Source organism: Actinomyces dentalis DSM 19115, from assembly GCF_000429225.1.
Lineage (GTDB): Bacteria > Actinomycetota > Actinomycetes > Actinomycetales > Actinomycetaceae > Actinomyces > Actinomyces dentalis.
Genome location: NZ_AUBL01000020.1, coordinates 53,999 through 65,248, shown reverse-complemented (window position 1 = coordinate 65,248; position 11,250 = coordinate 53,999). Strand labels below are relative to the sequence as shown.

At 74.1% G+C, this 11,250-nt stretch carries 9 protein-coding genes; 1 reads left to right on the top strand and 8 read right to left on the bottom strand.

The window, feature by feature from the left end:
- Positions 1-395 precede the first annotated feature (395 nt).
- The 7 genes from G446_RS0106120 to G446_RS16285 all read right to left on the bottom strand — a co-directional run bounded on the left by G446_RS0106120 (position 396) and on the right by G446_RS16285 (position 8,205).
- Complete coding sequence (locus G446_RS0106120) at positions 396-686, bottom strand: WXG100 family type VII secretion target (protein ID WP_026409492.1); 291 nt, start codon at positions 684-686, stop codon at positions 396-398.
- A 472-nt stretch (positions 687-1,158) separates the two neighbouring features.
- Positions 1,159-2,388, bottom strand: a complete 1,230-nt coding sequence (locus G446_RS0106115) for an HD domain-containing protein (protein ID WP_026409491.1) — start codon at positions 2,386-2,388, stop codon at positions 1,159-1,161.
- A gap of 161 nt (positions 2,389-2,549) precedes the next feature.
- On the bottom strand, positions 2,550-4,007 hold the full coding sequence (locus G446_RS0106110; protein WP_026409490.1) for a sensor histidine kinase: 1,458 nt from the start codon (positions 4,005-4,007) through the stop codon (positions 2,550-2,552).
- Positions 4,008-4,188: 181 nt separating this feature from the next.
- Positions 4,189-4,929: a response regulator transcription factor gene (locus tag G446_RS0106105; protein ID WP_026409489.1), complete on the bottom strand. Its 741-nt coding sequence runs from the start codon at positions 4,927-4,929 to the stop codon at positions 4,189-4,191.
- Positions 4,930-5,007: 78 nt separating this feature from the next.
- Entirely contained in the window at positions 5,008-5,607 is a 600-nt protein-coding gene (locus tag G446_RS0106100; RefSeq protein WP_026409488.1) for an NYN domain-containing protein, read from the bottom strand.
- Between the two features lie 155 nt (positions 5,608-5,762).
- Positions 5,763-6,599, bottom strand: coding sequence for a PspA/IM30 family protein (locus G446_RS16290; RefSeq protein WP_084779034.1), 837 nt, complete (start codon positions 6,597-6,599; stop codon positions 5,763-5,765).
- Positions 6,600-6,840: 241 nt separating this feature from the next.
- Positions 6,841-8,205, bottom strand: coding sequence for a hypothetical protein (locus tag G446_RS16285; protein WP_051285701.1), 1,365 nt, complete (start codon positions 8,203-8,205; stop codon positions 6,841-6,843).
- A gap of 238 nt (positions 8,206-8,443) precedes the next feature.
- Here G446_RS16285 and G446_RS16280 point away from each other — a divergent pair, with 238 nt between their 5' ends.
- Positions 8,444-9,334 carry a type 1 glutamine amidotransferase gene (locus G446_RS16280; protein WP_245574606.1) on the top strand — a complete coding sequence of 297 codons (891 nt, stop codon included), beginning with the start codon at positions 8,444-8,446 and terminating at the stop codon, positions 9,332-9,334.
- A gap of 113 nt (positions 9,335-9,447) precedes the next feature.
- Here G446_RS16280 and G446_RS0106080 read toward each other — a convergent pair whose 3' ends face one another.
- Positions 9,448-11,151: a DNA repair helicase XPB gene (locus G446_RS0106080; protein ID WP_034469377.1), complete on the bottom strand. Its 1,704-nt coding sequence runs from the start codon at positions 11,149-11,151 to the stop codon at positions 9,448-9,450.
- Positions 11,152-11,250 lie beyond the last annotated feature (99 nt).

The window sequence follows — 11,250 nt, the reverse complement described above, 5'->3', positions numbered from 1 at the left end:
CGTCACTTAACCCGCGAGCACGTCTGCCAGAGTGACGTGCTCGCGGGTTAAGTGACGTGCTCGGCGGTTACCCGACGATCTCGCGGACCGCGGCGCCCGGCGCCGCCTCGCCCCGGACGCCGGGACGCGCACTCCACCCCCGGGAACGACGGTCGGACCGCCGTGATCCAGCGGAACGCAAGTGGTCCGCACAGGAGAGCACCGCCATGAGCCCACTGAATAACCTTCCGAGATCCCGCTCTCCGTCCGCGACGGACGCCCCGCCCGAGCGACGCCCCGACCGCCCCGCCCGCTTCGACCGATCCCGGTGAGGGGCGGGGCGATCAGGCGTCCCCGGGGCTCACTCGAAGCGGCAGACCGATCCCGGTGAGGGGGACGGCGGCGAGGGGCGGCGCTCACCTGCCGAAGCGCGTGGTGTTCACCGCCTCGGCGTCGTCGTAGGAGACGGCGGCCTGGTCCAGGGCCAGGCTGATCGCGTCGAGACTGGTCTGGACCTGCGCCTGGACGGTGCTCCAATCGGCCGCGCAGACCGCCATGGAGTCGGACGCGGCACCGGTCCAGGAGGACTGCAGGGTGGCGATATCGGAGTTCATCGCGTCCACCTCGGTCTGAATGGTGGAGATGCGGGCGCGGGTGCGGTAGGCCGTGTCCGCCACGGCCTGGGTGTCGACGGAGAAGACCGGCATGATCGTGCCTTTCGTGAGGGTTGCACCGCCGTGGACCGGCGGGATTCCCCTCACGGTAGGGGAGCGGCGCCCGCGCCCGCCGACCGCCTGTGGACGGCGGTGCGGCGGGGTGTCGCCGGGGGCGCCTGTGGAGCCCGGCACGGGGCCGCGGGACTGGCCGCGGTAGGGACTGAAAGAGGTGCAGGGCGCCCGGGCGGGCCAGGTCCGCGCAGGGCCGAGGACACCGAGGGCCCGGCCCGCCGGGAGAGCGGAGGCGGGCCCGGCCCGCGCGGGGCGAATGCGACGGCTGCGAGGACGCGGTCGGTGGCGGCGAGGCGGCCCCCGCCCGCGCGGGGCGAATCCGCTGTTCCGCGGCTGGCGGGCCTCGACCATGGAGGCGGCCCCGCCCGCGCGGGGCGAATGGGCCGGCTGCCGACTGGATGACTGCCCGGGCGGCCCCCGCCCGCGCGGGGCTAAGGGCTGAAACTAAGGGCTATAGGTCCCCGGCCCCGTCATCGATGATCTCGGCCGTGATGGGGGCCAGCTCGCCCGTGCGCGCCTCGCGCAGCACCTTGGCCTGCGCGGTCTTGTGGCGCATCTTCTCGGCGAGCTTGGCGCGCTCGGACTCCACCGCCGCCTGGCGGTCCGCGACGCCGGGGCCGTTCGCGCCGGGGCGGCGCGCGCCCAGGAGCCGGTCCAGGTCCTCCGCGCACGACTCCATGGTGGTCGTGTGCCCCAGCCCCCCGCCGTCGCGCCTGCGCGAGCGGGGCGGGGGGTAGGAGGCGGGCAGGGTGCGGGGCAGCCCCCGCGCCGGGGTCGCCGCGCTGGCCGCGCTCGCGGAGCTGGACGAGGACGAGAACCTGTTGCGCTGGGGCGGGGGGACGGAGGAGGACCGGGCCGGCATCTGCGGCGGATCCTCCTCCTCGCCGGAGCGGTCCAGGCCGCTGCATCCGGCGTCCTCGCGGGCGTTCTCCGCACCCGGCGTCGAACCCTCCGCACCCGGCGCCGGCTCCTCGACGGCCCGCGGGTCCGGGGGCGGCAGCTTCGCCAGGGCGTCGGCGATCCGGCGCTGCTCCGCCTGAAGATTCTGGCGCGCCGGCAGCTCCCAGCGCGCCCCCAGCGGGGAGGAGAATAGGGTCTCGCGCGACAGCAGCTTGGAGATGATGGTGGCGCGGCCGCGCAGGTAGCGCTCGTCGGGGATGTGCGCGTACTCCTCGCGCACCAGCTCGCGGTAGCGCTTGTACTGCTGCGGATTGACCGCCAGGGTCCCCAGATCCGCGTCGTTGAGGGCCAGGGCGTCGATGTCGTCGTGGGCCAGGTTGTGGCGCTTGAGGTTGAGGATGAGGGCGCAGACCCGGTCCGTGACCGCGTCGGGCACGCCCAGGCCGTGGAGGTCTTTGGCGGCGTAGGCGGCGGAGGCCACCTCGTCCTCCCCGCCGTTGCGCTTGTAGGTCTGCTCGGTCGCCGATGAGAAGACGCATCCGTGGTACCAGGCGGCCAGGCGCATGATGTCGGGGTTGTGGGACTCGTCGGCCAGCTCGTCGACGCGGGCCAGCACGTCGATGGCGTGTTTCAAATTGTGGAAACGCCGGTCCGGACTGGACCACATGACGACCAGGCGCTCGCCGGCCTCGCGGATGGCCTCGACGGACGCCGTGCCGCCGACGGCCTTGACGGAGCGGAGATAGGCGGGTAGGAGCCACTGCGGCGCGTCAATGCCCATGAACAGCCTCCTCGGAAGTGAAGGCGCCCCCCATCGTAGGCTCAGGACGGGCGGGGCGTGTGAAGGAATGTGTATGCGCGAACCGGCTCCGGCGACGCCGCGGGGCCGATCGGCTGTCCTGGTAACCTACACCCCCGCGCCGCGAACCACATCGCGGGGGCTTACATGGTGGGTGCCAGCGGAACCTCCAGGTGCACGGTCGCCCCGCCGCCGGGGGTCTGGAGAATGCGCACGCTGCCGCCGTGGTGCTTGATGATCGCCAGGACGATCGCCAGCCCCAGGCCGGACCCGCCCGTCTTCCGGTTGCGCGAGGAATCGGCCCGGTAGAAGCGCTGGAAGACCTTGTCCGCCTCCGCGGAGTCCACGCCGGGGCCGTGGTCGCGCACCTCGACGACGGCGTTCGCGCCCACGGGGCCCACGGCGATCTCCGCGGGCGTGCCGGGCGGGGTGTGACGCACCACATTCCCCAGCAGGTTGGTGATCACCTGGCTGAGCCGGTCGCGGTCCCCGATGACGACGGCGGGGGCAGGCTTGCCGTCGGCGGTCAGGGGGATGAGGGTGCAGGCGCGATCGGGGGCGAGGACCGTCATATCCGTCAGCGCCCCGGAGCACACGGCGGTCAGGTCGACGCGCTCCATGGTCATCTTGCGCCCCTCGTCGATGCGGGCCAGCTGGAGCAGGTCCTCGACGAGACGGCCCATGCGGGAGGCCTCGTCCTCGATGCGCCCCATGACCTCGTTCTGACGCTCCGGCGGCACCCCGCCCATGCGGTACAGCTCGCCGTAGCCGCGGATCGCCGCCAGCGGGGTGCGCAGCTCGTGCGAGGCGTCGGACACGAAGCGGGTCATGCGCTCCTGGGCGACGACCTGGACGGAGAAGGCCTTCTCGTTCTGCTGGAGCATCATGTTCAGCGCCCGCTGGAGCGAACCGACCTCCGTGCTCGAGGGCTCGGTCACGGGCACGCGGGCGGACAGGTCGCCGCCGGCGATCCGCCCGGCCACCCCCTCGATCTGGCGCAGGGAGCGGAAGGAGCGGTGCACCAGGTAGGTGGCCGCCATGGCCCCCACGAGGATGACGGCGACGTCCGCCAGCGCCACCACGAAGCGGGTGCGCTCGACCGCCTCCCTGATGTCGCTCAGCGGCAGGGCGATGGCGACCACGCCCAGGTAGTTGCCGGTGCCGTCGATGAAGGGCAGGCAGATGACCCGCCACTGGAAGCCGGCCTTGGAGGAGCCCACGGTGCGCAGCTGCTTGTCCGCGGCGAACTGGGCCTTGGCCTCCTCCAGGGAGGGCACGTCGATGACGGGGACGCCGTACTTGGCCGCGGTGTCGTCGGAGATCATGTAGCTCGTCTGGCCGTCGAGGTACTGGGCCTCGACGTAGTAGGTCGACGGCATGAGGGAGTTGTTGCCCGTGCGGATCTGCTCCAGCGCCCGCGACCCGATCGCCTGGGAGGTCACGCGCAGCTGGTCGTCGACCTGGCCGAGCAGGTGGGTGTACAGCAGCGAGGTGATCGCCAGGGACACGACCAGCAGCCCCACCGTCAGCAGGCCCGTGGTGATGAGCGCCAGGCGGCTGCGCAGGGGCAGGGTGTGCCAGGTGCGCCGGGCCGCGGTCAGGGGGTGCCAGCGGCCCTTCTTGATCGGACGGTGCTGGCGCTCGGGCGGCAGGCGGTGGCGCCGCCCGGAGGACTGCCGGTCGGGCGGCGGGCGGCGCCCGCCGGATTGCGAGTGCGCGACGCGGGTGGACGCGCGCGACGGCGTGGCCGACCCCGGCCGCCTCACGCCGCGGGGGCGCACGTCAGTCGCCCTTGGGCTCGCGGAGCATGTAGCCAACGCCCCGGCGCGTCTGGATGAGCGGGGTGACGGCCTCGCCGTCGGAGCCCGTGATCTGATCGATCTTGCGGCGCAGGTAGGAGATGTAGGACTCGACGATGGCGGCGTCTCCGTTCCAGTCGTACTCCCACACGTGATCAAGGATCTGGGCCTTGGAGACGACGCGGCCCGTATTGAGCATGAGATAGCGCAAGAGCTTGAACTCGGTGGGGGACAGGTCCACCTCGACGCCGGCGCGGTAGACCTCGTGGGCGTCCTCATCCAGAATGAGGTCCGCGACCCGCACAATGCCGTCGTCCTCGCCCTCGACGGCGTGGGTGCGCCGCAGAATGGCGCGGATGCGGGCCACGACCTCCTCCAGGCCGAAGGGCTTGGTGACGTAGTCGTCCCCGCCGACGGTCAGGCCCTGGATCTTGTCCGCCATGTCGTCGCGGGCGGTCAGGAACAGGATGGGGGTGGTCACGTCCCGCTCGCGCAGGCGGCGGGCGACCGTGAAGCCGTCCATGTCCGGAAGCATGACGTCCAGGACGATGAGGTCGGGCTCGGCCTCGGCCCCGCGCAGGGCCCCGTTGCCGTCGGCGGCGGTGGAGACCTCGAAGCCCGCGAACCGGAGGGAGGATGCGAGCAGATCGCGAATATTGGGCTCGTCGTCGACCACGAGAAGGTGGGCCTCGGGCGACGTGCGCTTGTCCTGATAACGGTCCATGAGGATCACTGTGCCCGCGCGGGCTGGACGTTTCCTGAACGGCGTGTGGGACCGGCGACGGGGCACCGGGGGCGCTGGTCAGATGAACTTCGCCGGATCGAACTCGGTCAGCGGGATGATGCGCACGCGCGGCAGGGCGCTGGTGAAGGCGTTGACATCGGTTTCAAGATCGTAAATGGTCAGCCCCCGCGATTCCAGGGCGGCCAGCTGGGCGTTGAGGAACTCGCGGAAGCACAGCACGCCCACCCTGGCCCCGGCGTCGAGCAGGCGCTCGATCTGGGGGATGTAGTCGCCGTCGTGCGAACCCAGCAGGACGTGGTGGCTCTGACCGGCCAGGGCGCGCTCGGCCAGGGCGTCGAGAGTGCGCTGAATGCCGATGTCGACGACCTTCTCCTCCGGGTCCCCCGAGCCGGCCAGGGGCAGGGGGCGGTAGTCCATGGCCAGCAGGGCCTGGACGAAGCTCATGGGCATGTGGCCGGACGTGGCGTTGAGGAAGAACAGGGCGCGGGTGTTCCTGCTCGGGTCGGCGGCCTCGACGTCGGACAAGCGGTCGCAGAATGACAGGACGCGATCCCAGCGGGGCCGCTCCTCGGGCTCCGGACGGCGCCCCAGGACGCTCATGCCCAGGGTCGCGTCGATATTCTCCCCGTCGACGAGGAGGTAGGTCGGTGCACTCATGTCCTCATGCTAATCGCGGGTCCCGGGCGGACAGGGGAACGGCGCCGAGACCGGCCGAAGTGACGGCGATCTCGGCGCCGGGGCGCCCGCGGCCGGAGGCCTGTCGGGGCCCACGGCGCCCGTGGCCGGGGGCCGGCGGAAGAGAGTCAGAGGACTCAGTAGGAGGAGCGCTCCTCGGCGGACTGGGCGGCGTTCTCGTTCTTGAGCGCGGCGAAGGCGGCGTCGATCTGGCCGTCGGTGATCTGCGCGGGGCTCGCCGCCTCCGGCAGGGTCCGGTTGCCCCCGGCCTTGAGGGCAGCCAGCCGGGCCTCGGCCTCGGTCTGGGCGGAGGAGGCCTCCAGCTCGGCGAACTGCGCCTCCAGCGAGGACCCCGCCAGCTCGGTCTGACCGGCCGCCTGCGCCTCGATCCGACGTACCTGGTCCTCGTAGCGGGACAGCTCGCTGGTGGGATCCAGGACGTTGATCGAACGGATCGCGCCCTGCACCCTCACCTGCGCCTCGGCGGACTTCTTGCGGGCCACGAGCTGGTCGCGCCGCGACTTCAGCTCCCCGAGCTTGACCTCCATCTGCTGCAGGCCGGTCTTGAGCTGCTCGACGACCTGGCGCTGCGAGGCGATCATCGGCTCGGCGGCCTTGGCCTCGTTCTCGGCGTTGATCTGCTTGGTCAGGGCGATCTTGGCCAGCGAGTCCCACTTGTCCGCGCCCGCCCCGTCGCCGGCGGCGCGCATCTGGTCCGCCTTCCGGGAGGCGGCCAGGGCCTTATTGCCCCAATCGCGGGCCTGGGCAAGATCGGCGGCGTGATCCTTCTCGGCCAGGCGCAGGTTGCCAATGGTCTGAGCGACGGCGTCGCGGGCCTCGCCGATGGAGGCGGTGTAGTCCCGCACGAGCTGGTCCAGCATCTTCTGAGGGTCCTCGGCCCGGTCGAGGAGCGCGTTGATATTGGCGCGGGTGAGCTGGGCGATGCGGCCCAGGATCGACTGCTTCTCAGCCATGGGGTTGGTGCCTTTCTCATTCTCGTTCCCGCCGACGGCGCCGGGGCGCCCGGGGCGGGCTCCGCCGTCGGCGGTCGTCGGATTGGGGGTCAGGTTCCCACGGATCGGCTCCGCGCGGCCAGACGGCGGTTGCCGTATCGCTCAGGGCGAGTCGGGGCCGGCGACCCGACGGCGCGCCCGGCGGCCCGGGAACGCGCCCGGGGCCGGCGACCCGACGGCGCGCCCGGCGGCCCGGCGGCCCTCAGTCGAAGATGTCGTCCAGGCCGCTCATGATCAGGCCGCCCAGAATGAGGGAGCCGACGTCGATGCCACCGCCCCGCCGCGGAGGCGGGCCCTGGCTCCACCCCCGCCGGCCCCAGCCGCCGTACTGCCAGCCCGGCTCCCCGCCGCCCCACTGGCCCCAGGCGCCCGAATTGCGCACATCCGCCTCCGCCAGCGCCTGGGCCTGGGCGACCAGCGGCTCCCCGGCCGCCACCTCCGACAGGGCCGCGGCCGCGTCGGTGTTCTGCATGGTGGTGGCGGCGCCCGCGTGGCGCGAGGCCTCCGACAGGGCCGTGCGCGCGGAGGGGCCCACCGCCCCGCGATGGGTGGTGATGTAGGAGGTGACCGCCGCGATCTGGGAGTTCAGGCGCGCCAGGCGCGAACCCAGCGAGGCGCGGGCGCGCGCGTCGTTGTCCTCCTTCGCCCGCGCCGGGGCCAGCGCGGCGTCCAGGGCGGCCTCGGCCCGCGACAGGTGATCCAGGGCGGCCAGGGGATCCCCGCTCGCCCCCGGCCCGGAGGCGGCGCGACCGGCGGCGACGGCGGCCTCGGCGTCGGCCACGAGGGGGCTCAGGGAGGCGTCGGGCACCCGGGAGGACAGGCGCCGCGCGTCGACCAGGTCGGAGGAGATGGAGGTGATGGCGGCGGCCAGGTCGGCGGCGGCGCGGTTCAGGCGCTCGCGGGCGCCGCGGACCTGGGAGGCGATCTCGCCGGCCTGGGCGATGGCGCCCTGGGCGATGCGCACCTGCTCGACGGCGGTGGCCTGCTGCCCCTCCTCGGCGCTGGCGCGCGCCTGGTCGAGGGCGGTGCGCCCCGCGGCCAGCAGCTTGCCCGCGCGCTCGGGGGCCTGGGAGACGGAGGTCAGGGAGCTCGCCGGGTAGGTGGCGTGCAGCGTGACGAGCAGCGTGTTGGCCATGGTGATGGCCTGCTCGGTCTCGTCGGCGCGCTGGGCGGTCTCGGCGATGGAGGTCGGCAGGTTCGCCTCCAGACCGCGGCGGGCGTTGAAGGCCTCCTCCTGCCGCCTCAGGACGACCACGGCCTCGGAGCAGCGCTGGAGGATCTCCCCGCACATCTGGCGCTGCTGGGGCTCGGTCTCCGGGATGTCGTCGTCGAGCAGCTTGCGCAGCTCGAAGGAGCGCGCGAGGTGGCCGCGGGCGATCCTCAGGGCCTCGGTGAAGGCGTCCGTGGCGGACAGCCCGAACTGGGCCTGGGCGTAGGACAGCTCCTCGGCGGCCGCCCGCACGGCGTCGTCGGCCCGCACCAGGGCGGCGCCCGCCCGGGCGTTCAGATCCGCGGTGGACCCCGGCGGGGGTGCGATGGGTGTGTCGCGCTTGCGGTTCCAGAACACGTCGGGCTCCTCGGACGAGCGGGTTGGCGGGCCCATCGTCCCCCGCCCGGGGCGCGTCAGGCAACTCATTTCGCCGCCGGCACCGCTCCGCGGGCGCATCCGGGACCGCTCCGCGGACGCGCCGGCGCCCGCCTCCGACGGCCGGCGCCCCCGCCACCGGCGCGCGCCGCGCCGTGAGAGCGCGCACGTCCCGCGGGCGCGGTTTGCGCCCGGGGCCGTCATGACCGTCAATGACCCCATGACTGACATCCTCCCGGCACTCCCCGACCCCGCCCCCGCCCCGGTCATCACCGTGATCGAGCCCGAGGCCTTCGCGCCGCTGGGGCGCCTGGGGCAGTGGCTCTTCGCCGAGGGCGCCTCGCTGCGCGTGGTGCGCCCCTGGGCGGGGGAGGCGATCCCGGGCCCCGCCGGCGCCGGCGACGGCCTGGTGGTCCTGGGCGGGGCCATGAGCGCGCACGACGACGCCCGCCACCCGTGGCTGGCCGACGTGCGCTCCCTGCTGCGCGGGGCCGTCGAGCAGCGCCTGCCCGCCGTCGCCATCTGCCTGGGCGCCCAGGTCGCGGCCGAGGCCCTGGGCGGCGCCACCGCCTGCCCCTCCCCGCACGGCGGCGAGGGCGGCGTCGTCGACCTGGAGCTGACGCGGGCCGCCCGCGAGGACCCGGTCTTCTCCGAGATCGTCGACGAGGCGGTGCGGGCGGCCGTGCGCGCCGGCGTGCCCACCCGGGGCGGGACGCGCCTGCCGGTCATCGTCTCCCACGACGACGTCGTCGTCCGCCTGCCCGAGGGGGCCGTCCTGCTCGCCTCCTCCGCCGGGGCCCCGGTCCAGGCCTGGCGGGCCGGCGGGCTCCTGGCCCTCCAGCACCACCCCGAGTCCACCCCGGCCCGCATCGAGTACTGGCGGGCGCGGTCCGCCGCCCGCGCCATGGGCGTCGTGCGCGGCGAGGAGGAGGCCGAGGCCCTGCCCGCCTCCGCCCTGCCCGCCGGGGCCGTGGCGGAGGGGCGGCGCGCGCGGGCCGAGGCGGAGCGGGCCGAACCGGTCATCCAGGCCTTCGGCCGCGCCCTGGCGCGCGTCCTGGTCCGCCGCGCCCGCGCCCGCCGGGCCGGCGCGGAGCTGCTCGCACGGTTCTGAGCGGGCGGAGCGGGCCGGGGCGCGCCAGGCCCGGTCAACGGCCCGGACGGGGCCGGCGCGCGCCGTCGGCATCGGACCGGGCAGGGCCGTCGTCGACCCCGCGGCTCCTCGGCCTACACCGCCTCGGCGTCGACGATGTCGTAGGCGTAGCCCTGCTCGGCCAGGAAGCGCTGGCGGTGCGCCGCGAACTCCTGGTCGACCGTGTCGCGGACCACGACCGTGTAGAAGTGCGCCTGGCGCCCGTCCTCCTTGGGCCGCACGATCCGGCCCAGGCGCTGGGCCTCCTCCTGCCGGGACCCGAAGGTCCCCGACACCTGAACGGCCACGCTCGCCCCGGGCAGGTCGATGGAGAAGTTCGCCACCTTGGAGACCACGAGGGTGCGGATCTCGCCGGAGCGGAAGGCGCCGTAGAGGCGCCGGCGCTCGCGCACCGTCGTCGCCCCCGTGATGAGCGGGGCGCCCAGGTGCTCGGCGATCTCGGTGAGCTGATCGACGTACTGGCCGATGACCAGCGCCGATTCGCCCTCGTGGCGGGCCAGCAGCCGGTCCACGATCCCGACCTTGGCCGGGGCGCAGGCGGCCAGGCGGTAGCGGTCGGGCGCCTCCGCCGTCGCGTAGGCCATCCGCTGCCCGGCGTCGAGGCTCAGGCGCACCTCCGTGCAGATCGCCGGGGCGATCCAGCCCTGGTTCTCCAGGTCCTTCCAGGGGGCGTCGTAGCGCTTGGGGCCGATGAGGGAGAAGACCTCGTCCTCCCGGCCGTCCTCGCGCACGAGGGTGGCGGTCAGGCCCAGGCGGCGGCGCGCCTGCAGGTCCGCGGTCATGCGGAAGACGGGGGCGGGCAGGAGGTGGACCTCGTCGTAGACGATGAGCCCCCAGTCGTGGGAGTCCAGCAGATCCAGGTGCGGGTGGACGCCCTTGCGCCTGGTGGTGAGCACCTGGTAGGTGGCGATGGTCACGGGACGGACCTCCTTGCGCGACCCCGAGTACTCGCCGATCTCGTCCGCGGTCAGGGTGGTGAAGCGCATGAGCTCCTCCTTCCACTGGCGGGCGGCGACGGCGTTGGCGACCAGGACGAGCGCCGTCGTCGAGCTCCTCGCCATGACCGCCGCCCCCACCAGGGTCTTGCCGGCCCCGCAGGGCAGGACGACGACGCCGGACCCGCCCGCCCAGAAGCCCTCCACCGCCTCGCGCTGGTAGGGGCGCAGCGCGAAGGCCCCGGGCCGGTGCGCCCGGGCCCCGGCCGGGTCCTCGCGCAGGGCGATGGGGTGGGCCTCGCCGTCGACGTAGCCGGCCAGGTCCTCCGCCGGCCAGCCCAGCTTGATGAGGACCTGCTTGAGGTGACCGCGCTCGGAGGGGTGGACGACGACGTCGGCGGCCGACAGGCGCGCGCCCAGCAGGCCCCTGGTGCGCCGGGAGCGCATGACCTCCTCCAGGACCGGCGCGTCCGCGGCGTGCAGGACCAGGCCGTGGGCCGGGTCGGCGACCAGCTGGAGGCGGCCGTAGCGGCCCATGGTCTCGGCGATCTCGGTGAGCAGCGCGTGGGGCACCGGGAAGCGCGAGTGGGTGATGAGGGTGTGGACCACGGTCTCGGCGTCCAGCCCGGCGGCCCGGGCGTTCCACAGGGCCAGCGGGGTGATCCGGTAGGTGTGGACGTGCTCCGGGGCCCGCTCCAGCTCGGCGAAGGGGGCGATGGCGCGGCGGGCCTCATCGGCGCCGGGGCGGGCGACCTCCAGGAGGACCGACTTGTCGGACTGGACGATGAGTGGGCCGTCGGGCGCGGGGGGCGGTGCGGGGGACCGGTGGGCGTCAGCTGGCATGGCCGCCAGTATCGCACCGCCCCTCCCCCGGAACGCCGGGACCGGCGGAGAAAGCCGCGCGGGACCGGCGCGGGTCCCCTTGCCAGGACCGCTCCGCCC